Source organism: Nocardia sp. NPDC059240, assembly GCF_042753865.1.
In the GTDB taxonomy this organism is placed as follows: domain Bacteria; phylum Actinomycetota; class Actinomycetes; order Mycobacteriales; family Mycobacteriaceae; genus Nocardia.
The window spans coordinates 225,387-248,623 of the sequence record NZ_JBHZAC010000008.1; the positions used below are offsets into that span (position 1 = coordinate 225,387).

Below are 23,237 nucleotides of genomic sequence, written 5' to 3' on the forward strand. Positions count from 1 at the left end.
CTGCACAGGATTTGGCCGACGCACGGCTCACAAAGGCCACCGTCACCGGCGACATCCTCGACGGCGTTGGCGAGATCGTGTCATTCCGCCATCTCGAGGGCCGCAAACGACGACTGCTGACCACCGGGCTCGCACTGATCTCGGCGGGTCTGGGCGGCGGGTACGTGTGGTGGCTGATCGACAATGGCCTTGCCGCGCAAGAGAAGTACGACCAGTTCGGGGCGATCGCCATCATCATGGTGACGCTGGTGGTGACGGTGGAGGCGATCCGGTTCGCGCTCGTGCTCGCGATGTCATTGACCACCGCACTGGCGCGCAAACCGGTACCGATCCGGGCGCGGGCGGGGCTGGATGTCGCGCTGCTGATCACCTTCGTGCCGCGCAGCGAGGATATCGCGGTGCTGGAGCGAACCCTGCTGGCCGCCAAGGAGATCCGGCATCGCCAGCCCGGCGTGTTCGATGTGTTCGTCCTGGACGAGGGCGATCCCGACCAGCCCGATCGGGTCCGGAAACTGGTGGCCGCCATCGATGCCCGCCCCGGCAATCGGGTGCGGTATCTGACGCGCGGCGGCCGCGCGGAATATCAGCAGCGCAAGGGGCCGTTCGAGACCCGCACCAAATTCGGCAATATCAATGCCGGGCTGGACATGATCGGCGCGGACACCGACCTGCCGCGCTACGACGTCATCCTGGGCATCGATCCCGACCACACGCCCATGCCCGAGTTCGGGGAGCGGATGCTCGGGTACTTCAACGATCCCGATGTCGCGTACGTGGCGGGCCCGCAGGCGTACGCCAATGCCGAGGCCAATGTGGTGGCCAAGCTGGCCGAGAGCCAGCAGTTCGTGTTCCACAGCCTGATCCAGACCGCGGCCAACGCGCACGGTGGGCCGATGCTGGTGGGCACCAGCTACGCCATCCGGGCGAGCGTGCTGCGCGCGATCGGCGGCATCCAGTCGTCCATCACCGAGGATATGGCGACCAGTTTCGCCATTCTGCCGCAACGCAATCCGGAGACCGGGCGGCAGTGGAAGGGCGTGTACACCCCGGATCTGCTGGCCCACGGTGAAGGGCCCGCCTCGTGGGGTGACTTCTACAAACAGCAGAACCGGTGGGCGCGTGGCGCGATCGAGCACATGCTGTTCGGGCCGTTCGTGCTGCAGATGCTGCGCATGTGGCGAGCGCCGGCCCGGATCGTGCACTACCTGCTGCTGATGGCGTTCTATCCGGTGATGGCCACGGTGTGGCTGCTGGGCGCGGCCAATGTGGCCATCTTCAGCTGGTACGGGGTCAGCGGCGCGGTGGTGTCGCCGGGCAGCTGGTTCCTGTTCTACGGCTGGGCCTCGGTCAGCCAGATGGCGCTCTACACCTGGGTGCGGCGGCACAATGTGAGCCCCTACGAGACGACCAACTCCTGGGGCGTCTACGGCATGTTCATGAGTGTCATCACCGCACCCGTGTACGCGAATTCGCTGGTGAAATGCCTGCTGCGGCGGCCGGTCGGCTTCGACGTCACGCCCAAGGGGTCCAAGAGCCGCGAGGACGGCTGGTTCACCTTCCGGCTCAATGTCATGTGGCTGGCCTTCTATGTCACCGTCATCGTGCTCACCACGCTGCGCGGCTGGGCCGCCCCGGCCACCCTCATGTGGCCGGTGTTCGGCGCGCTGATCTCGGCCGCGCCGATCCTGGTGTGGCGGCTCAACCCGCTCTGGGTGGCGGCCGCCGCCCGCCGGAAAGCACGGGCGCGCACCGAAATCGACGTCGTGGAGGCGACCGAGGAGGAGCAGGCGTGCTGAAGAAGACGCCGACCCGGTTCGTGCGCTGGGTGGTGACCGTCGTGGTGGTCGGCACCCTCGCCATCGCGACCACCGCGACCGCGGCGGCGCTGTATCACCGCTTCCAGCACAATCGGCTGATCAATTCCGATGACTACAAGGCGAAATACGGTTACTGGGAAGTGGTCACGCTTCCGAAGGACATCGACGCCAATATCATTCACTCCGTCGTACTGCCGACCGGGAAGGTGCTGCTCATCGCGGGCAGCGGCAACGACCACCACAATTCCGACAAGGGCATCTACAACTCGCTGATCTTCGATCCGGTGACCCGCACCGCCAAACGCATCGACACCCCGGTGGATCTGTTCTGTTCGGATCAGGCCTATCTGGCCGACGGGTCGGTGCTGATCGCGGGCGGGACCGGCAGCTATGAGGTGCTGCCGGAGAATCTCACCCATGCCGGTGGTTACGTGACCATCCGTAACGAGGATCCCGACCACCCCGGATTCGTGCCCAAGGGAACGACATTCACGGGTAAGGACAGCGGGAAGGTGTACCGCTCAGACCGGGACATCACCGTGCCGCCGGCCGCCAAGGACCCGGTCACCTACAAGGTGTCCGCGACCGACCGCAATGTGTATGTCGCGGCCGACGCCACCGGCACGGACGGCGTGTGGGATCGCAACGACCACTACATGATCGGCGGGCTGACCTACGCCCAGCAGCAGAACCTGTACGGGTTCGCGCCGGAGATGGCGTTGAAGAAGAAGGAATATCAGGGCATCGACTCCTCGTATCTGTTCGATCCGTGGACGGAAACCTATGAGGCCGTGGGCAATATGAACTATGCCCGCTGGTATCCGACGCTCACGCGATTGCCCGACGGGCAGGTGATGGTCACCTCCGGGCTCGACGGTTCCGGGCGAATTCTGGACGGGCAGACCGAGATCTACGATCCGGCGACCCGCGCCTGGGTGGAGCGTGACGATCTGCGCCGCATCTTCCCCACCTATCCGGCGGTCTTCCAGACCGCGACACCGGGCCGGCTGTTCTTCAGCGGGCCGAGCACCGGATGGGGTCCCGCCGAGGAGCATCGGGATCCGGGAATCTGGAATCTGACCGACAATTCGTTCACGCTGGTGCCCGGGTTGCGGGATCCGAACATGCTCGAGACCGGGTCGTCGACGTGGCTGGGGCCGGTGCAGGATCAGCGGCTGCTGGTGGTCGGGGGCGGCGGGGTCGGCGATTCGGCGCTGTCGACCGGACGCATCGACATCGTCGATCTGAAGGCCGCACAGCCGAAGTTCGAGCCGCTGGCGGTGCTGCCCCAGGGCACCCGCTATCCGAATCTGGTGCCACTGCCGAGCGGGGACGTGTTCATCACCAACGGCGCCAACGACTATCGAGGACGCGGGGCCAGCGACATCCTGGCGGCGTATCTGCTGGATCAGCAGGGCGGACTGCATCCGATGGCCGATCCGACGGTCGGGCGCGACTATCACTCCACGGCGGTGCTGCTGCCGTCGGGACAGATCATGACCGACGGGTCCAATCCGCTGTTCGCGGACAAGAAGAACACGCTGCCGGGCAAGTTCGAACGGCGGATCGAGATCTACACGCCGCCTTACCTGTACAAGCCGGACGGCGGGACGGTGGCGCGGCCGGTGATCACCGGCGGGCCCGGGGAGATCCAGCGGGGCACCAACATCGAGTACACCGTCGGCAGCAGCCTGCCCGAGGTACCCGGTGCGGCACAGGTGAAGTCCATGCGGTTGCTCGCCCCGGCGGCCATCACGCATGTCACCGACACCAATGAACGCGTGATCGACCTGCCGATCACGCGCACGGATTCCGGTATCTCCGTATCGGTTCCGGACAGCACGACGATCGCTCCGGCGGGCTGGTACATGCTGTTCGCGGTCGATACGGCCGGGGTGCCGAGTGTCGCGAAATGGGTGCACCTGACGTAGTCGCTAGGACAGCTGATCCAGTAGTAGTTGCCGGTCGAATTCACCGGCGGCGGCGTCACTGGTGCCGCAGCGCCCGTCAGACTGCCCGGGATTCTTGATGAACGCGTGGGTCACCATGGCGTCCCGGTCGAAGCGGGTGCCCGGCACGCTACCGACCTTCTGCCCCTTCGGATTACACCAGTCGACCAGGTCGGCGGTATTGGGTGCGCCGTTCACCGAACTGTCGATCATCACGAACAGTTGATGCCCGTAGGCCTGTTCGATCCGGGTGGCGTAGGCGCGGATCTCGGCCTCGGGCCGCCGATTGGCCACATTGAGCGCGATACCCGCCACCGGTTGGGTGGGGCTGACACTGTGCAGCAGTTCCGCGACCCGGCTCGGATCCACCCAGGTGCTGTTGCCGACATCCAGGTAGACGGCAGTCGCGGGATTGTGCTGCAGCAGTTGCCCGTACGCGTACCCGAGCAGTGCGAGCCGGGACGTGCGGTCGGCATCGTTCATCTCCGTGGCGTGCGCCAGGGCGTCCGGCTCCAGCACGACGATTGCCCGATCCTGGCCGATGGCGTCGCTCACGCCGCGGATCCACTGCCGGTAAGCGTCCGCACCCGCCTGTCCCCCACCGGATTCGCCGTGCAGGTCCCGGCCGGGAACGTTGTAGGCCACGAACATCGGGATCGCGTCGGCCGTCTGCGCCCGGGCGACATCCAGGTGGATCGTCGCGGTCGTCACGTCGAGATCGTGCGGCAGCCATTCGGCGACCGGCGTCCGGATCAACCGTTCGAGATTGGCGCGCACCTGCGCATCCGTGACGGTCGGCAGGGTCGCGCGAAGATCCGCGTAATACCCGTCATTGGATTGCAGCAGCAGTTCCCCACTGGGCGGGGCATTCCGGCCGGGCGCGGTCACCACGGTTGTCCCCGGCCCTCGGCCGCACCCGGTGAGAAGCAACTCCAACACGACCGCGCCCAGTATGCCCACCCGAATCAACCGCGACCGCCCCCAACTCGATCGTCCCCCACTCGATCGTCCTTGCCCCATGCCACACAGTATGCCGTTCCCCCACAATTGATTCCGCGCAAGGTGATCCCGACCGTCGTAGACCCTGTGCTCAGAAGACGAACCCGCGCAGCGCCAGAAAGCGCAGCCCGCCGACCGCCGCCATGATGGCAATCACCGCGCCCGCTTGGGTGAGCTCGCCGAGACCCGGGGCCCAGACCTGCAGTGCACCGAGCGCCGCCGTACTGATCACCAGCCCCACCGCCGCGAGTCCGCCGCCCTCCCATTGCGCAGTGAACCATCCGACCTTGCCCGCCGCCCGGAACGTCAACCGGCGGTGCAGCTCATTCGCGATCACCGTACTGACGATCGATCCGGCAATGTTCGCGACCAGCGGGCCGACACCGTTCATCGCCATGAACAGCAGCGCATACGAGACATTGCTGAGCCCGCCCACCACGGCGAACCGGATCAGCTGCGCGATCGCGTGATCGCCCCGCAAGAACCCCCGGTAGTCGATATCGAGGGTGGTCCAAGGGGCTGGTGCGGCAAGTGCGGTGCTGTTCACACAAGCACTGTCTCCACTCGCGCTGACACCACCCTGACGTCGGCCTGACACGCCCCTGTCGTGGCGTGTGCATGCCGACCGGCGGTCCCATCAAGATCAAGGTGTACTCACTGCGGTGAATCGGACAAATTTCCGCAGTGAGTACACCCTGCCCGCTCGACGGAGCTAGGGCTTCTTGCCCCAGTTGGGGTCTCGGCGGCGGAGTTCCCATTGGGCGATGGAGCGCTTGTGGACCTCGTCGGGGCCGTCGGCCAGGCGGAGGGTGCGCAGGTGGGCGTACATGGAGGCGAGGGGGAAGTCGTCGGAGACGCCTGCGCCGCCGTGGACTTGGATGGCGCGGTCGACGACCTTCAGGGCGACGTTGGGGGCGGCCACCTTGATGGCGGCGATGACGGTGCGGGCGGCCTTGTTGCCGACCGTGTCCATCAGCGAGGCGGCCTCGAGGGTGAGCAGGCGGGCCATGTCGATCTCGATGCGGGATTCGGCGATCCAGTCCTGGATGTTGGCTCGATTGGCCACGGGCTCACCGAAAGTGGTGCGGGATTGGGCGCGGTCGATCATCAGGTCGAGGGCGCGTTCGGCCATGCCGACGGCACGCATGCAGTGGTGGATGCGGCCGGGACCCAGGCGGGCCTGGCTGATCATGAAGCCGTCGCCTTCGCCGGCGAGCAGGGCGGTGGCGGGGACGCGCACGTTCTCGAAGGTCACCTCGGCGTGGCCCTCGCGGTCCTGGTAGCCGAAGACCGGCAGACCGCGCTGCACGGTCACGCCGGGGGTGTCGAGCGGGACGACCATCATGCTCTGCTGACGGTGGACCGGCCCGGTCGGATCGGTCTTGCCCATGACGATGAGGACCTTGCAATTGCGGTGCAGCGCATTGGAAGTCCACCACTTGCGGCCGTTGAGCACATAGTCGTCGCCGTCGCGTTCCATGCGCAGCTGGATATTGGTGGCGTCCGAGCTGGCGACGGCGGGTTCGGTCATGGCGAAGGCGGAGCGGATGTCACCGGCCAGCAGCGGGGCCAGCCATTCGCGCTGGTGTTCCTCGGTGCCGAAGAGGGTGAGCACCTCCATATTGCCGGTGTCGGGGGCACTGCAGTTGGTCGCCTCGGGCGCGAGATGCGCACTGCGGCCCATGATTTCGGCCAGCGGCGCGTATTCGAGGTTGGTCAGGCCGGGGCCCCACTGCGGGTGCGGGTGGAAGAGGTTCCACAGTCCGCGCTTGCGGGCCTCGGTCTTGAGCTCCTCCACGATGGGCGGCTGGAAGTGCGGATCGCCGGCCTCGGCCATCTGCGCCTCGTACACCGTCTCGGCGGGGTAGATGTGCTCGTCCATGAAGGCCAGCAGATCATCCCGGTAGCGGCTGGCCCGCTCCGACAGCTCGTACATCGAAACTCCTGACGGTGGCGTGAATTTCCGTTTCGGACCGTACGTGAACTTGACACCGGATTCAACTATGGGCGACCCGGCCCTGCTCAGGGCTCCCGCAGCGCGGAGATGCCCGCTCGCAGCAGCGGTTCGACGGCATCGCCCATGCGCTCGAAGCCCGAACCCACCGTCTGACCGTGGATGAAGCGGAAGTAGATGCCCTCGCTGATCACCGCGAGCTTGAACGACGCCAGGGCGACATAGAACCCGATATCGGTCAGATCGCGACCGGCACGGCTCGAATACCGTTGCAGCACTTCGGCTTCGCCGGGGTAGCCGGGCGCGAGCGCCACATCGCTCACGCCGAGCATGTCGAGATCGCTCATGCGCTGATACACCAGCAGCAGCCCGATATCGGTGAGCGGATCCCCCAGGGTCGCCATCTCCCAGTCGATGACGGCCGCGACCCGGTCGGAATCGTCGACCAGCACATTGTCGAGGCGGTAGTCGCCGTGCACGATCCCGGTGGGCGATTGCGCCGGAAGGTGTTTGCCCAGTAGTTCGTGCAGTTCCAGTGCGGCGGGCAGCTCGCGGCTGTAGGAGGCGTCGAGTTGCTTCTTCCAGCGCCGCACCTGGCGTTCCAGGAAACCTTCGGGACGGCCGAAGTCCCCCAGCCCCACCGCACCGGGTTCGACGGTGTGCAGCGCGGCGAGGGTGTCGATCAAGCCGGTGGCGATGACGCGGGTCCGGTCCGCGCCCAGCGCGACCAGTTCGGCCGCGGTCCGGTAGGGCGTGCCGACGATGCGTTCCATGACATAGAAAGGCGCACCGATGATTTCGGGGTCCTCGCACAGCGCGTAGGTGGCGGGCACCGGCACCCCGGTTCCGGCCAGGGCGCTGATCACGCGATGCTCGCGGGCCATATCGTGCGCGGTGGCCAGTACGTGGCCCAGCGGCGGCCGCCGCACGATCCACGCCGAGGTGCCGTCGCCGACCTCATAGGTGAGATTGGATCGTCCGCCCGCGATCAACCGGCCGGTCAGCGGCCCCTGCACCAGGCCGGGCCGGGTTTCGGCCAGCCAGCGGGCAAGTCGGTCGAGGTCGAGGCCCGGTAGCTCGGTGTGCTGCTCGTCGCTCATCTGTGTCCCCGCTCAGTGCTGCTGCTCGACGGATTCCAGCAGGCGTGCCTGATAGTGCCGCATGCCCGACAGCCAGCGGTCGTAATCGGCACCCTTGCGACGGTACATATCCAGCACCTCCGGGTGGGGCAGGATGAGGAATCGCTCGTCGTCGACCGCGGCCAGCACCAGTTCGGCCACCGCGTCGGGGGTGAGTACCGCGCCCGCGGAAGTGACCGCGCGGGTGGCGGCGACACCCAGCGCGTCCCCGGAGTTCTCGCCCGCGCGCAGCAGCGCGGTCTCCACGCCCATCGGGCACAGGCAGCTGACCCGGATGCCGCGATCGCCGTAGGTGACCGACAGCCATTCGGCGAACCCGACGGCCGCGTGCTTGGTGACCGAGTATGCGGCCGAACCGATCTGGGTGAGCAGGCCCGCCGCCGACGCCGTCCCGATGAAGTAGCCCTCGCCGCGTTCCAGCCAGCCGGGCACCAGCAGCCGGGCCGCACGGATGTGGGCGTTGAGGTTCACGTCCAGGGTGAGCGCCCAGTCCTTGTCGTCGCCCAGCCCGACCGGACCGATCACACCCGCGTTGGCGAAATACAGGTCGACCGGGCCGAATTCGGCCTCGCAACGGGCGATCAGCTCCTCGATGCGGGCCGGATCGGAGACGTCCGCCCCGACCGCGACGGCCGCGCCGGGGTGATCCGCGACCAGCGCCGCGGCCACCGCATCGGCGGCCTGCCCGTCCAGATCCGCGACCACGACCCGCGCGCCCGCGCGCACCAGCCGGGCGGCCAGCGCGCCGCCGATGCCGCCACCACCGCCGGTGACAATGGCGTTCCTACCCGCGACCTGCACGAAAAGCTCCCTTCGGCCCACACCGGCAAGCGATTTCGCCGTCGGGCTGGATCGGGTGTGCCGGTCGATGGAAATATGAAACCTACGTCGGATTCAAGTTGACGGTCGGTCCGGCGTCAACCAACACGGTCGCGAGGTGGACAACCGGTGCAGGGACAACAGCGGGTAGACGAGTGGAAGCGGCTGGGCAGCACGCAGGTCACGGCGAACGGGATCGATTTGCGTGTCGTCGAGCACGGGACGGGCGCGCCGGTGGTGTTCTGCCACGGCTTCCCCGAGCTCGGATTCTCCTGGCGGCATCAGGTTTTCGCGCTCGCCGACGCGGGCTTCCGCACGCTCACCCCGGACATGCGCGGCTACGGCGGCAGTTCCCGGCCGGAGCGGATCGATCAGTACGACATGGTCACCATCTGCGGGGATCTGGCCGGATTGCTGGACGCGTACGGGCTCGAGGACGCGATCTTCGTCGGCCACGACTGGGGTGCGTCGGTGGTGTGGCACATGGCCCGGGAGTATCCCGACCGGGTGCGCGCGGTGGCCGGGCTCAGCGTGCCGGCGACGCCGCGCTCGTCGGGACCGCCGACCGCGATCATGCGCTCGCGCCTCGGCGAGGAGTTCTACATGATCTGGTTCCAGGAGCCGGGCGTGGCCGATCAGGTGTTGAACGCCGATGTGCGCCGCACCCTGCAGCAGGTACAGGTCGAAATCCTGCGCGCACAGAACTTCCAGGACACCAGCCTGCCGATGCCGCCGCTCCCCGAGTGGCTCGATCCGGCCGAATTCGATTACTACGTCGAGTCATTCACCGCGACGGGGTTCACCGGTGGCCTGAACTACTACCGCAACCTCGATCGCACCTGGGAGCGCACCGAGCACCTCGAGGGCGTGAAGATCGGCCAACCGTCGCTGTTCATCGCCGGATCCACCGACCCGGTCATCCAGTTCACGCCGCTGCACAAGATGTCGGCACTGCTCAGTGACCTGCGCGGCTCGGTCATCCTCGACGGTGCCGGGCACTGGATCCAGCAGGAACGCCCGGACGAGGTGAATGCCGCGCTGATCGAATTCGTGCGCGGGCTCGGCTGAGCTACTACTCCGGCCGCAACTGCAAGGCGTTGGCCCAGAGGTCGGTCAGGGTGGCGACCAGCTTTTCGAACGGGATTCGTTGCTGCTGAACGAAAACCAGGTTGGCCATCCGGCTGACCATCCCGGACAGGGCGTGGGCGGTGATCATCGGGTCCAGGTCGGCGCTGGCGCGGCCGGACTCCTGCAGTTCGCGGATCATGCGGGCATTGCGCTGCGCGAAGGCTTTTCCGCGTTCGACCCGCAGTCGACGGAAATTCTCGTCGATGTGCGTGACCTGCTCGAACAGCGCCATCAGGCGCGCATTGCGCTTGTAGGACAACAGGTAATCGCGGTGCGCGGCCTCGATGAGGGCGCGCGGATCGGTGATGCCGCTGCGTTCGCGCACGTGCGGGTGCAGCATCTCCTCCGACACCTGCTCGACCAGGGCGGCGAAGATCTCTTCCTTGCTGTCGAAGTAGGTGTAGAAGGAGCCCGAGGCCATGCCCGCCGTCTTGGAGATATCGGCGATCTTGGCGTCCAGGTAGCCGTCGCGTTCGAAGACCTCGCGGGCCGCGGCGATCAGCGCGCCACGGGTCCGCTCACCCCGCTTGGTACGCGGGGCGGCACGGCGGGATTCGCTCTCGCCTGTACTCGGTTGCGACGCCAACGCTGATCACTGCCTGTCGTTCTGCGGACTGGTTTTCAGGCGGACACCGTATCAACCGGTGCGGGATCCGCCGATGCACGGTTACCCGGCGTGCGCCGCCATCCGGCGATCGATGACCGGCAGCGCGAACTCCGCCCAGCGAATGTTCTCCTGCTCGAAGGAGATTCCGCGCAGCAGGGTCAGATACGGGCCGATGCGTTCGGCCTCGGCTAGATACGCCTGCTCGCTGCGACCGTCCAGCAGGCGGTGCCGCAGCCGCTCGTAGCGGGCCAGCTTCGCACGCGACCACTCCAGCTTCGCCACGATCGCAGCACGCACGGCGGCGGCGTCCTCGCCGTCCATGGCCTGCACCTTGACCATCATCTCGTCGCGGATGGCGGTGGGTTTGGCGGGCTCGGTGATGAATTCGCGCAGGACCGCGCGCCCGGCCGGGGTGATGGCGTGCAGGCGTTTGTTGGGGCGGCGCTCCTGCTCCACCAGCCGCGTCTCGATGAGACCGGCCGCGGCCATCCGCTCCAATTCCTTGTACAGCTGCTGCGGGGTCGCCAGCCAGAAGTTGGCGACCGACGCGTCGAAACCCTTGGCCAGGTCGTAGCCCGAAGCCTCACCTTCCAGCAGGGTCGCCAGGATCGCATTGCGTAACGCCATCAGGACAGGCTACCTAGTCAACAAATTGCCCGTGTGTGCGCGGACATCGGCGGGCGGCGCGGCGAATGCGCGCGAGTCACGGCGTGGCTGCCGCCGGAATCGGCCGAAATACGGCAGGCCATGCAGACTGGTGCGGTGGATGATGCGGAGCGGTTGATCGTGGTGGATGCCGCCAATGTGGTCGGTTCGCGGCCGGACGGCTGGTGGCGGGATCGGGCCGGAGCCGCGCGCCGCTTACTGGCACAGTTGACCGTGCTGCGTGACCAGCTACCCGAGCCGACCTCGATCGTGGTGGTCCTCGAGGGCGCCGCCAAACCCGCCGCCGATATCGAACACGAGGGTCTGCGGGTCGTGCTGGCCGACCGCTCCGGCGACGACGCCATCGTCGAGGTGGTCGCGGCCGCCACGACCGCCGACGTCACGGTGGTGACCGCCGACCGCGAACTCCGCTCCCGCGTCGAGGCATTGGGCGCTACCACGGTCGGGCCCACCTGGCTCTGGGACTTCTTCCGCTGAGGCGACATGGGTGGAATACCCTGACCGGACCCCGAACGGGTATCCCCCGTGGGTGGGATTTGCGAGGCGGGGTTTCCCGGTAGCTTCGGAACAGTGCAGTGGCCATTGAATGTTCGCCTGCGCGGTGTGGTCCTGGTGGTGGGGGTGCTCTGCGCGTCAATGATGGGTCTTGCCGTGGGGACCGCGCCCGCCGCTCACGCCGATGGGGCGGTGAGCGGAGGGGATCTCACCGTGGCGGAGTCGTTGGGGGCTCGGGAACTCACGGTGGTGGTGCGGCGCAGCGAGCCGGGGCCGCTGCGGATCGATGTGGTCACACATACCGGGACCGCGCCGGGAACGCTCACCGTTACCGCTGTGCCGACTGATCAGGGTGGGGAGAAATCCTCGGGCACTGTGGAACTCGGGGCCCAGCCCGGACCATATTCGACGACGCTCCGCGTGGACCATGCCGGACCGTGGGAATTGTCGGTCTCCGACGGGCAGCGCACAGCACGGATTCCGTTCCTGGTCGCGGCACGCGTGGTGACGCCGTGGGAGCGGGCCGCCTACGGTGGCTTCTTCGCTGCCGGGGTGCTGCTGCTGGTCGCGCTCGGCACCGCGCTCATCTCCAAACGCGGCTGGCCGACACTGATTCCGGTGGGAGCGTTGATTGCCGCCCTGACCGTCGGCACCACCGGGGCCGTGCTGTCGGGCAGTGCGCCGCAGGCCCGCCCGGCCGGCAGCCTGCTCGATCCCACCTCCGGGAACATCGGGAACCCCTATCCGGAGCGCGATCTCCCGCTGACCACGAATTACTCACGGCCGCCCGCGAATCTGACAGTGCGTGCGGCACGCCCCGCCGACGGCGCGGCAGGCACGGAAGTGCAACTGTCGCTGACCGATTCGGCAACGGGCCGTCCCGTGGACGATCTACTGGTCACCGACGACGCGCTCCTGCACCTGATGGTCGTCGGACCGAACGGCCGGTTCTTCCATCGCCACCCGATCCGCACCGCACCCGGCGAATACCGAGTCGAACTGGGACTCGGCGAACCCGGCGACTACGCCGTCGCGGCAGAGATCGCCCGCCGCGGCGGCGGCGTACAACTCCTGCGCTCCGCGCTGCACGTCGGCACCGAATCCCTCTCCACCCCAGCCGATCCCGGCACCGTAACTCCGGCTCCGGGCTCAGCCACCCTCACTGCCACCGAGGCGATTGCGGGTGAACCGACCACGCTCACCGCAGCATTCGGCGGCGCGGCCGATCTGCAGCCGTGGCTGGGAATGCTCGGCCACCTCATCGCCGTCGGACCTCTGCCAGACGGGGTACCGACCGGGGTGGGTGCCGCCACCGCGCCGATCTGGGCCCACGCGCACGCCATGCTGCCACTGCCTGCCCTCGGCACCCAGCCGCCGGACGAGACCGTCGCCGCCTACGGCCCGAATGTGGCCTACACCTTCACCTTTCCTCAGCCCGGCCGCTACCTCGTCTGGGCCCAAGCAGAACGGGGGTACTCCGTCATGACCGTGCCCATCACCCTCGAGGTACGGCCGGGGGCCGTCCAATGACCACGCCGGACGAACCGACCCCGCCCCGCGAACCAACGACGCGACGGGGGCTGACTGGACGCAACGGGGTGATTGCGGCTGCGGTTGCCGTGCTGGCCGTTGTGCTGGTGGCGTGGTGGGTGTGGCCGTCGGACGGTGCGAAGCCGGTGTCGCGGAGTGCGGCTGGGCCGTATCTGGTGCAGTTGCGGGTGGATTCGCCGCATACCGGGGATAACACCGTGGATCTCGAGATCACCGATCAGCGGGGGGATTCGGCTGCGCCGGATCGGGTTTCGGTGGAGCCCGCCATGCCGCAGATGGGGCATGCGTTGCCGCCGAGTACGGCCGCCGTCGTCACTCCGGGGCATTACCGGGCGACGGTGAATCTTCCCATGCCGGGACAGTGGGAGATCGCCGTCAAGCTTTCCGGCGCACCGGGGTCCGGTAGCGCCACGTTCTCTGTTCAAGCCAATTGACAACTGGAGCAGCACAATGGATCTCACAGCCACCGCGCGCGGCGTCACCGCCGAGGCGAGCGCGCCGATCACCCTCAGACCTTGGCTACCCGCGGCCATTCTGTTCGCGGCCAGCCTGACCTTCTCCATCGGCTCCACCTGGGATATCCAGTGGCACTCCGATGTCGGGCCGGACACCTTCTTCACCCTGCCGCATCTGTTCATCTACGCCAGTGCCGCGGTCGCCGGATTCACCGGCCTCACCGTCATTCTCGTCACCTCCGCGGCCGGACGGGCCGGGCGGCGGGTGGACGGTGAGCTGGGCGGGCCCGGTATCGGGGTGTTCGGGCGCACCTTCACCGCACCGCTGGGATACATGGTCGCGTCACTCGGCGCGGCTTCGTTCCTGCTCTACGGGCTGTGGGATCTGTGGTGGCACAGCCTCTACGGGTTCGACGCCATCATCGATTCGCCGCCGCACATCGGTTTGTTCCTGTCCAGCACGGTGATCTCGGTGGGCACGGTGATCGTGTTCGCGGCCGCGCGGGCGCACCCGTGGGGGCGGATCGGGGCGCTGTTCGCGCTCGCTCACCTGGCCACCAACAGCACGGTGACCGCGCTGGCCGTGCAGCGGCTGAGCAACGGCAGCGTGCGCTGGACGGTCGCGGTCACCGCGTTCATGGTGATCCTGATGCTGATCGCGGGCGCGGGATTCACCCGCTGGGGTGCGACCGTCACCGCCGTATTCGGCTCCGCCACCCAGGCCGTGTTCTGGTGGTTCGCGCCGTGGGCGGCGCGTGCGTACGCCGATTTCGTGGGATTGCCGATGCGCGAACACATTCGGGGCATTCCTTCCACGCCCGCGTTGATCCCGTTCGTGCTGATCCCCGTCGGCCTGGTCATCGACCTGCTGCTGCGTCGTTCCGGCAAAGGCTCGGCGCGGTTGCTGCCCGCCGTCGCGGGTGCGGTCGGCGGCGCGATCATCGCCGGCGCCAGTCCGGTGCAGAGCGTCCTGATCTACGAGGCCCGTTTCCACTTCTCGGCCCTCTTCCACAGCGCCCACTACGGGACCGCCGCGGTCATCATCGCCACCACCGTCGCCGCCGCCGTGTTCGGTGCGCTCGGCGGATTCCTCGGCTGGCGCTTCGGCGAGATGCTGCGCCTGACCGCCCCGAGCCAGGAGGCCCTCGCATGATCAAACGACTATTCGGCGCCGCCGCAACGATATTCGCGGTACTGGCACTGTCCCTGACGGGCGCGGGCACGGCCTCGGCGTATCAGCCGGTCAATATCGTGCACACCGAGCATGTGCAGGCGGGGCCGTACTCGCTGACCATCGGGTTCAGCCAATGGCCTTTGCGTGCCATGCAATCGCTGGACTTCACCTTCATCCCCGACGGCGGGATCGACGACAAGTCGGGCACGCTGAGCGAGATCCAGCCCAATGGCAAGGTGCGCCACCAGGAACCGCTGTCGCGGCATCCGCGTAAGCGTGAAGACTGGGGCCTGGACGTCCGCTCCCTCGACCAGCAGGGAGCATGGACCTTCCGTTTCGCCATCGACGGGCCGCAGGGCCACGGCGAAGGCGACCTCACCAACCTCACGGTGCTCGAACAGCCCGGTCCCCCACTGGGTATCAGCTGGGCGGTCAGCAGCATCCCGCTGATCGGTCTGATCGTGTTCCTCGCCTACGCCTGGCGGCGGACCCGCCGCAGCCAGGCTCTCCAACCGGCCTGAACCTACCTGTCAGGCCGGGTCTTCGATGAGGTGGAGGCGGCGGGACAGGTCGGAGGCGAAGAGGCGTTCGGGGTCGACGGCGTCGCGGATGCGGCGCCATTCGGCCAGGCGGGGGTACATGGCGCGGATCATGTCGGGGGTGGTGCGGGAGTCCTTGGCGAAGTAGAGGCGGCCGCCCGCGTCGAGGACGCGCTGGTCCAGTTCAGCGCAGAAGTCGCCGAGGCCGGGCTTCAGCGGGAAGTCCAGGCTCAGCATGTAGCCGGGGTGCGGCCAGGACAGCGGGGCGGGGTTGCTCGCGCCCATGCGCTTGAAGACGTTCAGGAACGAGCGGTGACCCAAGTGGGCGATCACCCGAACCGCTTCGGCCATCTGCGCTTCCGCACCGAACGGCATGGAGAACTGGTACTGCAGGAAACCGCGGCGGCCGTAGGCACGGTTCCATTCCCCCATCAGATCGAGGGGGTGATAGAACTGCGTCAGATTCTGGATGCGGCCGCGGGCGCGACGCGGGTAGATGCGGTGGGCGGCCTCGGCGGCGACGCGGATCGTGAGGTTGTTGACCATGCCGTTGGGGAAGATGTCCGGCACGGTGAACAGTTGCGGTGCATCGAATTTCAAGGGATTGCTGCGCAGTTTGATCGGCAGCTGGTCCACGGTGGCCAGCGAGCCGCGACTGAAACCGGCGCGGCCGAGCTTCGGGCCGGTGCTGATGGTGTCGGGCACCGACATCGAATACTCGTAGCCGTCATCGGAACCGCCGGTCAGCAGTTCCATGGTCTGCTCGAGGTTGTCGGTGCGGTCGTTGTCGACGATGAAGTACGCGGTCTCGGTGTGCTTCATGCGGACGCGCGCGCGGGTGATGATGCCGGTCAGGCCCATGCCGCCGACGGTGGCCCAGAACAGATCCGCCTGCGCGCCTTCGGGAGTCAGGGTGTGCACGCTGCCGTCGGCGGTGAGCAGATCCAGCGACACCACGTGATTGCCGAAACTGCCGTGCGAGTGGTGGTTCTTGCCGTGGATGTCGGAGGCGATCGCACCGCCCACGGTGACCTGGCGGGTGCCGGGCAGCACGGGCACCCAGAGGCCCTGCGGCAGGCCGACCTTCATCAAGGTGTCGAGGCTGACGCCGGCGTCCGTGTCGATGATGCCGCTGTCGGGGTCCACGCTGTGGATGCGGTCGAAGGCGGTCATGTCCACGACCAGGCCGCCGCCGTTCTGCGCCGGATCGCCGTAACTGCGACCCAGGCCGCGGGCGATGACGCCGCGCGCGCCGGCCGCACCGACCGCCTTCGCGACGGTCTCGAGGTCGGGGGTCGAAAGCACCTGCGCCACCGACGATGCCGTGCGGGCCCACCCGGACAGCGAACGTTGATCGAGCACCGATCCCCCTCTGATGTGATTCACCTCCGCCACGGTAGCGGCGGCGGCGAGCACGTTCAGGGTGATGCGGCTCACTCCGCGCCGGGAGCTCGGTGCGCGCGGCGGCCACTCACTTCGCGTCGGCGTAGCACTCGACGATCGCTGTGGTGAAGGGGAATCGGACCGGGGTGGGGCCGAAGGCGAGGCCGCCCGCGGTGTCGGCGGCGGTGGCGATCAACGCCGCGACCGCCTCGGCCTCGTCGGCCGGGCAGTGCACGATCACCTCGTCGTGCTGGAAGAACACCAACTCCCCGCGCAGGCCCGCCTCGTGCATTGCCTTCCGTAATCCGGCCAGCACCAGCAGGGTCCAGTCGGCGGCGCTGCCCTGAACGACGAAGTTGCGGGTGAAGCGGCCGCGCGCGCGAGCGCGCGGCGTGCTGGAGTAGCCCGGACGCTCCGACTCCGGGTCCGGCTCGTCGAATGCGGTGGTGGGCGGGCAGGTTCGGCCGAACCAGGTGCGCACCAGCCGCCCCTCCTCCCCGGCGGCGGCCGCGTCGTCGACATAGGCGACCGCGTCCGGATAGCGGCGGCGCAGTTCGGCCATGTGGGTCAGCGCATCCCCGGAGGTCTGACCGTAGATCGCGCCCAGCATGGCGATCTTGGCCTGGGCGCGATCCCCACCGAAGGCGCGGGCCGCGAGATCGGCGTACAGGTCCTCGCCGCGACCGGCCACCTCCGTCAGACCCGGATCCCGCGAGATCGCCGCCAGCACACGGGGTTCCATCTGATCGGCATCGGCGACCACCAGCCGCCAGCCCGGATCGGCGCGGATCGCACGGCGGACGAGTTTCGGAATCTGCAGCGCGCCACCACCATTGGTGGTCCAGCGCCCGGTAACGGTACCGCCGGGCAGATATTCGGGGCGGAAGCGGCCCTCGTGCACCCACTGCTCGATCCAGGACCAGCCGTGCGCGGTGTAGAGGCGATAGAGCGACTTGTAGGCCAGCAACGGCTCGACCGCCGGATGATCGATCTCGCGCAGTTCCCATTTCCGGGTGGAGGACAACGGGATTCCCACGCGGGCGAACGCCTTGATGATCTCGGCGGGCAGATCCGGGCGCACACGGACACCGAAGGCGCGCGACACCTCGTCGGCGAACTCGGCCATCCGGCGTGGTTCACCACCGCCGGGCATCCGTTCACCCAAAGTCTCGTCGAGCAGTTCCCGGTGCAGATCCGCACGCCACGGAATCCCGGCCAGCGACATCTCGGTGGCCACCAGCAATCCCGCGGATTCGGCGGCCAGCAACATGCGCATGCGCCCTGGATGCTCGGCCCGCGCGGTCCGCGCCACCTGACCGGCGTACACCTCCAGCAGCGCCGTGAATTCATCGGTCCCCGCCGGCAACGGCACCGTGCCCGACGCCAATGTCACCGAGCCCGAATCGAACAGCGTCGGCTCGGTCTCCGCCGCCCGCGCGGGCGCATCGGACGGCACCGGCAGCCGGTGCAGTCGCGCCCACCCCGCCGCCAACGACCGCGGCTGCCCGGACTGCCCCTCCTCGTGCCCGATCAACAAGGACTCGGCGGCCTCGACGTCATAACACCGATCCACCCGCACCCCGGCCGCCAGCAACCGCCGGTAGAGCCCGGCCGTAGAACGCCACACCCACCGATCGGCCTCCGGGTGCGAACGCACCGCCTCGGCGACCGAGGCCGCCTCCACCACGAGCCCCGCCGGTCGGCCGTCGGCGCCCAGCGGGCACAACAGTGCCCCGCCGTCCTCCGTCTCCGCCAGCGCCCATCGCATGATCACGAGTCTCGCAGCAGGCACAGACAACTTCGGACCGCCGCGCAGGTTGCCTTCGACGGGACGCGTTGCCAGGATGGCGGGCATATGTGTTCGGATCTGAATATCGCGCGCGAGAGCCTCGACGGCTTGTCGGTCGGGGACGCGCTGGGAGCTCAATTCTTCGTGCCGGGGCGCTCCGTCCCCGAGCTGATCGCCGGGAAACCACCTGCGGGGCCGTGGGAATGGACCGATGACACCGAGATGGCGTGCTCGGTATATGCGGAATTGCGGGAGCACGGCGGCATAGAACGGGATCGGCTGGCGGTGGTGTTCGCCGATCGGTGCGAACCCTATCGCGGGTACGGGGGCGGGACAGTTGTTGTGCTGCACCAGATTCGCGACGGCCGGCCGTGGGCAGAGGCGGCCGGGGCGGTGTTCGACGGGGTCGGGTCCTGGGGCAACGGGGCCGCGATGCGGGTCGCACCGCTGGGGGCCTACTTCGCGGGGCAACCGGATCGGGCAGCGGTGCAGGCGGCCTCGAGCGCGGAGGTGACGCATCGACATCCGGAGGCGATCGTCGGGGCGATGGCCGTCGCGGTGGCGGCGAGCCATGCGGCCGCCACCCGGGACGGGCAGTGCGCGCCCGAGGAATTGCTGCGGGCGGTGGAGCCGTACCTGGTCGACGGGCAGACCGCGCGCGGCATCCGGCGGGCTCGCGAGCTGCTGGGCCGGTCGGTGGCCGAGGCCGCCCATGAGCTCGGCAATGGCGCGCAGGTCAGCGCGCCCGATACGGTGCCGTTCACACTGTGGGCGGCGGCGAGCTTCCTGACCGACTATCCCGCCGCGATCACCGCGTGCGTGCAGGCCGGCGGCGATGCCGACACCACCGCGGCGATCGTCGGCGGAATCGTGGCCGCGCACACCGGCATCGGGGACCATGCCGACCGGCGTGGCATCCCGGCCGCCTGGCTGGCGAACCGGGAGCCGCTACCGGACTGGGCGTGAACAGCTAGGTGTTCAGCGCGGTCAGGATGTAGGGGCGGGCCTTCCACAGCTCGCCCTCCCAGTACTTCCAGGAGTGCGTGCCCGTGATCGGGAAGTCGTAGACGGCCGGAATATTCAACGACGACAGCCGAGCCTGCAGCGCGCGAGTGCCGACCATGGCCAGCGACTCGATCCACATGGCGTCGAAGGTGTCGACCACGGCCCCGGCCGAATTCGGGCGATCGAATTCGCCCGGCAGCCCGGTGGCGGCGGAAATGTACATGGGCACACCGCGCAACTGCTGCGCGAACACGAACGGATCCATGCGCAGCCAGGCCGGGCTCCACGGCGGGGCCAGCGAATCCCGGTTGTAGGCCCCGGCCGAGAGCATCATCACGCGCATGGCCTCGGGCATGCCGGGCGCGGTCAGGTTGAGCGGGCCGGAGAACGACGAGGCGTGCTTGAACTGCTTGGGGTAGAAGGCCGCCAGCCGCAGCGCCGCCGGGCCGCTCATCGACAGGCCCGCCACCGCATTGTCGGTGCGGGAAACCCCGTATCCGGCAAGGAAATCGGGGAGTTCCTTGGTCAGGAAGGTCTCCCATTTGTAGGTGAACTTCTGGCCGTTGGTGTTGCTCGGCGACACCCAGTCGGCGTACCAGCTGGACTGCCCGCCGACCGGCATCACCAGGGTGACGTCGTCGTTCTCGAACTGCTGCCTGGCATTGGTGTCGATCACCCAGGCGTTCTGGTCGTCGCGGGCGCGCAGGCCGTCGAGCAGATACAGCGCGCCCCCACCGCCGTTCTTGGCCCACTGCACCTGAACCTTCACCGGGCCCATGCTCGAGGGCACCATGAGTTCCTCGAAGCCGCCGGCGGGCGTGCGGTGGACCGGGGCGGAAATCGGTGCGGCGAGCACGATTTCGGGTGCGGCCACGGCGGTGGCGGCCGAGATGGCCAGCGCGGCGGCGCCGATGGTCAGTAGCCTTGTCACAAAAGGCATTGCGAGAGTTCCCCTACCCCGACCCATGAGTGAAGCGCAATCGAGTCAAAGATGCGCCGGGCGAAGCGTATTCGATACCAGGGGTTATGACAAGATCGACATCAATAGGCAACGTTCGGCAAATCTAAGAGTCCGATGTGGCGACTGTGAGGATCCGGTCTCGAAAAACTGGACGACCGACTCCCGACGATGCTTTCCGCCCTACGGACCAGTAGCGTCGCCACTCGTGAACAAGCATCTGAAGATCGGACGAGTCGCGATCGCCGGACTGGCCGTCGTGTCCGTACTCGGGCTGTCCGCGTGTGGCAGCGGGGACAAGCCGGGCACCACCGCCAAGCCGTCCAAGACCAGCACCTCCCAGGCCGCCACCCCGGCCGCGGCCAACTACCCGCCGGTTCCGACCGCCGCGGACCTCAACACCCAGCTGCAGACGGGCCTGGACCCCAACACCCCCAACGACGCGAAGCTCGACCTGCTGCAGGGCGTCTCCCTCGACCCGACCCTGCCGCAGCGGCTGACCGACTTCTACAAGCAGGCCAACGCCACCGTCACCGTCACCCACGTCACCGACCTGGGCAACGGCACGCTGACCGCCGACGCCGACTTCGCGCTGTCCGGTGGCCAGCCGCAGAAGGCCGTCGTCCCCTTCGTCGCCGAAGACGGCAAGTGGAAGGTCCAGAAGGACTGGATCTGCAACATGCTCTCGCTGGGCAACCAGACCTCGCCCGCCTGCAGCTGATCACGGCTCAATGAGGAAACGCACGCCGAGGTCGTCGGGCCAGGCCCTCCCGGTACCGTTCGATCACGGCGTGCACCTCGAAGCCGGACTCGGTGGATTCCAACCGATCCAGGTAGCCGACCCCGGCCGCCAGCACCGGTAGATCGACCCCGAAATACACCCCCATCAGCGGATTGACGAACAGCTCGCTGACCTCGGCACCCACGGCGACGTTGCCGAACTCGCCCCGCAGGGCGGCCGCGATCTGACCGTTGACGATGCTGGCGCGGCCCGGGGTGGCGGCGCGCGCGTGCGCGACCGCGTCCAGATATGTTCGCGCCTCGATCGAATTAGACGGAATCGACAGCGCACCCAGGTATCCCCCGGCCCGGTCCAGCGCGGCCAGATTCTCCAGTACGTGCGCGTGACACACGCCGTGATAGGCGTCGATCCCGAATCCCAGGCACACCACCACCCGCCGCACGCCCTCGATGCCCGCCACCGCGGCCAGGCTCGTCATGTCCTCCTCCGGCGTCCCCAGCCCGGCCTCGTCGCCGCGCAGCAGCACATCGGTGCCACCGTCCACCAGAACGATCGCATCGATGCCCAAGCGCCGCACCAGCTCTCGATACGCGTCCCGCAGCGGGCGCACACCACCGCAGGGGAAGGCGTACACCGTGGCGGGCCAATCCCGCCGTGCGAGCCAGCGCGCGAGAGTCCGTTCCGGGAAGTACTCCTCGGGGCCACGGCTGTCCGGGCCGATCGCCGCGACCCCCGGGGCCACCCAATCCTCGAGTTCGAGGCAATCCAGTTCGCCGAACGAGAGATTCGCCAGATGCACCCGTTTGCCCAGCGCGCGCAACGCAACCGCCAAGGGCAGGCCCGCATACACGTCGAACCCTCCACCCGCTCCGGCGATCAGCACGTTCGACGCGGATTTCAACCTGGTGAACAGCGGGGGTTCGGCGAGTGAGAACACGTGGCCAGGTTAGGGGAATCAGGGCAGCGGCCGAGGGTCCTTACGGCGCAGCGCCATTACCGCATGCCCCGCCGATATGATTGCCCGATGTTTGCCTTTGCGGTGGGTGCGGTGCTGCTGGCCTGGTTCACACTGCGGATGTACCGGGAGCCGCGCCGATTCGGCAACGGCGTGCTGCTGCTGATCGCCCTGGGATTCGCGACGCTCGGACTGCTGACCATCGATCACGACAGTCCGTTGACGATCGTGGTGGTCATCGTCATTCTCACCTCGCCGCTGCTGCTCCTGGTGCTGGCCGGGTTGCTGATGATCAACGGGGTGCAGATGTGGCGGCGTGAGGGGCGACGTTTCGCCAACCTGCTGTCGTTCGGGCTCGGTCTGGCGCTGCTGTCCCCGTATGTGATGTTCGTCGTCGAGTTCGAGCTGCAGAACCCCTGGCTCACCGCGGTTTTCGGCTCCATCCTGCTGGTCGAGAGCTACCTGGGTTTCGTACTGCTGGCCTTCCTGCTCTACTCCGCGGTCTACCTGCGCTGGCCGTATCGCGCGGGCATGGGTGCGATCGTGGTCCACGGTTCCGGCCTGATCGGCTCCCGGGTGCCGCCCCTGCTGGCGTCCCGCCTGGACCGCGCCTTCGAGGTGTACACCGCCGAGGTCGCCGCGGGCGGCTCTCCGGTCCTGGTGACCAGCGGCGGCAAGGGCTCCGACGAATCGGCCGCCGAGGCCGACGCGATGGCCGACTACCTCATCGCCAAGGGCCTCACCCCGACCGCGGTCCTACGCGAAGACCGCTCCCGCACCACCCGCGAAAACCTCCTCTACACCGGCGAACTGCTGACCGACCGTCGCATCGATGGTCCGATCGTCCTGGTCACCAGCAACTTCCACGCCCTCCGCACCGGCATCCTCGCCCGACAGCTCGGCCTCGACACCACCGTCGTAGGCTCCCGCACCGCCTTCTACTACCTCCCCAGCGCCATCCTCCGCGAATACGCCGCCATCCTCGTCGAACACAAATACACCAACACCCTCATCTCCCTAACCCTCGCCGCCCTCCCACCCCTCGCCACCTACGCCGCCCACCGCTGACACGCGGGTGGGTAACTGCGGCTATTCGGGCACGCGCGGGGGTGG

The 23,237-nt window shown here is 68.0% G+C and carries 22 protein-coding genes; 11 read left to right on the plus strand and 11 right to left on the minus strand.

The window, feature by feature from the left end; genetic code table 11:
• Positions 1-11 precede the first annotated feature (11 nt).
• Positions 12-1,796: a glycosyltransferase family 2 protein gene (locus ACFXHA_RS28495; protein ID WP_379362032.1), complete on the plus strand. Its 1,785-nt coding sequence runs from the start codon at positions 12-14 to the stop codon at positions 1,794-1,796.
• Positions 1,790-3,748: a galactose oxidase-like domain-containing protein gene (locus tag ACFXHA_RS28500; RefSeq protein WP_379362034.1), complete on the plus strand. Its 1,959-nt coding sequence runs from the start codon at positions 1,790-1,792 to the stop codon at positions 3,746-3,748. The genes ACFXHA_RS28495 and ACFXHA_RS28500 overlap by 7 nt, the downstream gene beginning before the upstream one ends.
• 3 nt (positions 3,749-3,751) lie before the next feature.
• Here the strand turns inward: ACFXHA_RS28500 and ACFXHA_RS28505 are convergent, their stop codons facing one another.
• From ACFXHA_RS28505 to ACFXHA_RS28525, 5 genes are all read right to left on the minus strand, one after another.
• On the minus strand, positions 3,752-4,705 hold the full coding sequence (locus ACFXHA_RS28505) for a glycoside hydrolase family 6 protein (protein ID WP_379362036.1): 954 nt from the start codon (positions 4,703-4,705) through the stop codon (positions 3,752-3,754).
• A gap of 151 nt (positions 4,706-4,856) precedes the next feature.
• Positions 4,857-5,264, minus strand: coding sequence for a GtrA family protein (locus ACFXHA_RS28510; RefSeq protein WP_379362300.1), 408 nt, complete (start codon positions 5,262-5,264; stop codon positions 4,857-4,859).
• Between the two features lie 213 nt (positions 5,265-5,477).
• A complete protein-coding gene (locus tag ACFXHA_RS28515) occupies positions 5,478-6,701 on the minus strand; it encodes an acyl-CoA dehydrogenase family protein (RefSeq protein WP_379362038.1) in 1,224 nt (407 codons plus the stop codon).
• An 86-nt stretch (positions 6,702-6,787) separates the two neighbouring features.
• Positions 6,788-7,819 (minus strand): phosphotransferase family protein, encoded by a 1,032-nt coding sequence (locus ACFXHA_RS28520; protein WP_379362040.1) that lies wholly within the window; start codon positions 7,817-7,819, stop codon positions 6,788-6,790.
• A gap of 12 nt (positions 7,820-7,831) precedes the next feature.
• Positions 7,832-8,659, minus strand: a complete 828-nt coding sequence (locus ACFXHA_RS28525) for an SDR family oxidoreductase (RefSeq protein ID WP_379362042.1) — start codon at positions 8,657-8,659, stop codon at positions 7,832-7,834.
• A 147-nt stretch (positions 8,660-8,806) separates the two neighbouring features.
• On the opposite strand from ACFXHA_RS28525, the gene ACFXHA_RS28530 reads away from it, so the two are divergent.
• Positions 8,807-9,745, plus strand: a complete 939-nt coding sequence (locus ACFXHA_RS28530; protein WP_379362044.1) for an alpha/beta fold hydrolase — start codon at positions 8,807-8,809, stop codon at positions 9,743-9,745.
• 4 nt (positions 9,746-9,749) lie between these two features.
• On the opposite strand, the gene ACFXHA_RS28535 is transcribed toward ACFXHA_RS28530, so the two are convergent.
• Together ACFXHA_RS28535 and ACFXHA_RS28540 are read right to left on the minus strand one after the other, a co-directional pair.
• Positions 9,750-10,391, minus strand: a complete 642-nt coding sequence (locus tag ACFXHA_RS28535; RefSeq protein WP_379362046.1) for a TetR/AcrR family transcriptional regulator — start codon at positions 10,389-10,391, stop codon at positions 9,750-9,752.
• A gap of 81 nt (positions 10,392-10,472) precedes the next feature.
• Positions 10,473-11,039 carry a PadR family transcriptional regulator gene (locus ACFXHA_RS28540; protein WP_379362048.1) on the minus strand — a complete coding sequence of 189 codons (567 nt, stop codon included), beginning with the start codon at positions 11,037-11,039 and terminating at the stop codon, positions 10,473-10,475.
• Between the two features lie 120 nt (positions 11,040-11,159).
• Between ACFXHA_RS28540 and ACFXHA_RS28545 the strand changes: the two genes are divergently transcribed.
• The 5 genes from ACFXHA_RS28545 (at position 11,160) to ACFXHA_RS28565 (ending at position 15,274) form a co-directional block, all read left to right on the plus strand.
• Positions 11,160-11,555: a hypothetical protein gene (locus ACFXHA_RS28545; protein WP_379362301.1), complete on the plus strand. Its 396-nt coding sequence runs from the start codon at positions 11,160-11,162 to the stop codon at positions 11,553-11,555.
• Positions 11,556-11,648: 93 nt separating this feature from the next.
• Positions 11,649-13,103, plus strand: coding sequence for a hypothetical protein (locus ACFXHA_RS28550; RefSeq protein ID WP_379362050.1), 1,455 nt, complete (start codon positions 11,649-11,651; stop codon positions 13,101-13,103).
• Positions 13,100-13,558 (plus strand): FixH family protein, encoded by a 459-nt coding sequence (locus ACFXHA_RS28555; protein ID WP_379362052.1) that lies wholly within the window; start codon positions 13,100-13,102, stop codon positions 13,556-13,558. The genes ACFXHA_RS28550 and ACFXHA_RS28555 overlap by 4 nt, the downstream gene beginning before the upstream one ends.
• 16 nt (positions 13,559-13,574) lie before the next feature.
• Positions 13,575-14,732, plus strand: a complete 1,158-nt coding sequence (locus tag ACFXHA_RS28560; protein WP_379362054.1) for a hypothetical protein — start codon at positions 13,575-13,577, stop codon at positions 14,730-14,732.
• Positions 14,729-15,274 carry a hypothetical protein gene (locus ACFXHA_RS28565; RefSeq protein ID WP_379362056.1) on the plus strand — a complete coding sequence of 182 codons (546 nt, stop codon included), beginning with the start codon at positions 14,729-14,731 and terminating at the stop codon, positions 15,272-15,274. The genes ACFXHA_RS28560 and ACFXHA_RS28565 overlap by 4 nt, the downstream gene beginning before the upstream one ends.
• Before the next feature lie 9 nt (positions 15,275-15,283).
• Here the strand turns inward: ACFXHA_RS28565 and ACFXHA_RS28570 are convergent, their stop codons facing one another.
• Positions 15,284-16,654, minus strand: coding sequence for an FAD-binding protein (locus ACFXHA_RS28570; protein ID WP_379362302.1), 1,371 nt, complete (start codon positions 16,652-16,654; stop codon positions 15,284-15,286).
• Between the two features lie 109 nt (positions 16,655-16,763).
• Complete coding sequence (locus ACFXHA_RS28575) at positions 16,764-18,443, minus strand: bifunctional 3'-5' exonuclease/DNA polymerase (protein ID WP_379362058.1); 1,680 nt, start codon at positions 18,441-18,443, stop codon at positions 16,764-16,766.
• 87 nt (positions 18,444-18,530) lie between these two features.
• On the opposite strand from ACFXHA_RS28575, the gene ACFXHA_RS28580 reads away from it, so the two are divergent.
• A complete protein-coding gene (locus ACFXHA_RS28580; RefSeq protein ID WP_379362060.1) occupies positions 18,531-19,430 on the plus strand; it encodes an ADP-ribosylglycohydrolase family protein in 900 nt (299 codons plus the stop codon).
• A gap of 4 nt (positions 19,431-19,434) precedes the next feature.
• Here the strand turns inward: ACFXHA_RS28580 and ACFXHA_RS28585 are convergent, their stop codons facing one another.
• A complete protein-coding gene (locus ACFXHA_RS28585) occupies positions 19,435-20,436 on the minus strand; it encodes an alpha/beta hydrolase (protein ID WP_379362062.1) in 1,002 nt (333 codons plus the stop codon).
• Positions 20,437-20,635: 199 nt separating this feature from the next.
• On the opposite strand from ACFXHA_RS28585, the gene ACFXHA_RS28590 reads away from it, so the two are divergent.
• The gene (locus tag ACFXHA_RS28590; RefSeq protein ID WP_379362064.1) at positions 20,636-21,148 is read left to right on the plus strand and encodes a hypothetical protein; all 513 of its coding nucleotides are present in this window, start codon (positions 20,636-20,638) and stop codon (positions 21,146-21,148) included.
• A gap of 7 nt (positions 21,149-21,155) precedes the next feature.
• Here the strand turns inward: ACFXHA_RS28590 and ACFXHA_RS28595 are convergent, their stop codons facing one another.
• Positions 21,156-22,106 (minus strand): DUF1152 domain-containing protein, encoded by a 951-nt coding sequence (locus tag ACFXHA_RS28595; RefSeq protein ID WP_379362065.1) that lies wholly within the window; start codon positions 22,104-22,106, stop codon positions 21,156-21,158.
• An 87-nt stretch (positions 22,107-22,193) separates the two neighbouring features.
• Between ACFXHA_RS28595 and ACFXHA_RS28600 the strand changes: the two genes are divergently transcribed.
• On the plus strand, positions 22,194-23,192 hold the full coding sequence (locus ACFXHA_RS28600; protein WP_379362066.1) for a YdcF family protein: 999 nt from the start codon (positions 22,194-22,196) through the stop codon (positions 23,190-23,192).
• The last annotated feature ends 45 nt before the right edge of the window (positions 23,193-23,237 follow it).

What these genes read in the sequence shown, in the direction of transcription:
- ACFXHA_RS28515 (WP_379362038.1), bottom strand. Translation starts at nt 6,701, where the DNA reads ATGTACGAGCTGTCGGAGCGGGCCAGCCGCTACCGGGATGATCTGCTG.
- ACFXHA_RS28520 (WP_379362040.1), bottom strand. Translation starts at nt 7,819, where the DNA reads ATGAGCGACGAGCAGCACACCGAGCTACCGGGCCTCGACCTCGACCGA.
- ACFXHA_RS28540 (WP_379362048.1), bottom strand. Translation starts at nt 11,039, where the DNA reads ATGGCGTTACGCAATGCGATCCTGGCGACCCTGCTGGAAGGTGAGGCT.
- ACFXHA_RS28545 (WP_379362301.1), top strand. Translation starts at nt 11,160, where the DNA reads ATGCAGACTGGTGCGGTGGATGATGCGGAGCGGTTGATCGTGGTGGAT.
- ACFXHA_RS28555 (WP_379362052.1), top strand. Translation starts at nt 13,100, where the DNA reads ATGACCACGCCGGACGAACCGACCCCGCCCCGCGAACCAACGACGCGA.
- ACFXHA_RS28560 (WP_379362054.1), top strand. Translation starts at nt 13,575, where the DNA reads ATGGATCTCACAGCCACCGCGCGCGGCGTCACCGCCGAGGCGAGCGCG.
- ACFXHA_RS28565 (WP_379362056.1), top strand. Translation starts at nt 14,729, where the DNA reads ATGATCAAACGACTATTCGGCGCCGCCGCAACGATATTCGCGGTACTG.
- ACFXHA_RS28575 (WP_379362058.1), bottom strand. Translation starts at nt 18,443, where the DNA reads ATGCGATGGGCGCTGGCGGAGACGGAGGACGGCGGGGCACTGTTGTGC.
- ACFXHA_RS28580 (WP_379362060.1), top strand. Translation starts at nt 18,531, where the DNA reads ATGTGTTCGGATCTGAATATCGCGCGCGAGAGCCTCGACGGCTTGTCG.
- ACFXHA_RS28585 (WP_379362062.1), bottom strand. Translation starts at nt 20,436, where the DNA reads ATGGGTCGGGGTAGGGGAACTCTCGCAATGCCTTTTGTGACAAGGCTA.
- ACFXHA_RS28600 (WP_379362066.1), top strand. Translation starts at nt 22,194, where the DNA reads ATGTTTGCCTTTGCGGTGGGTGCGGTGCTGCTGGCCTGGTTCACACTG.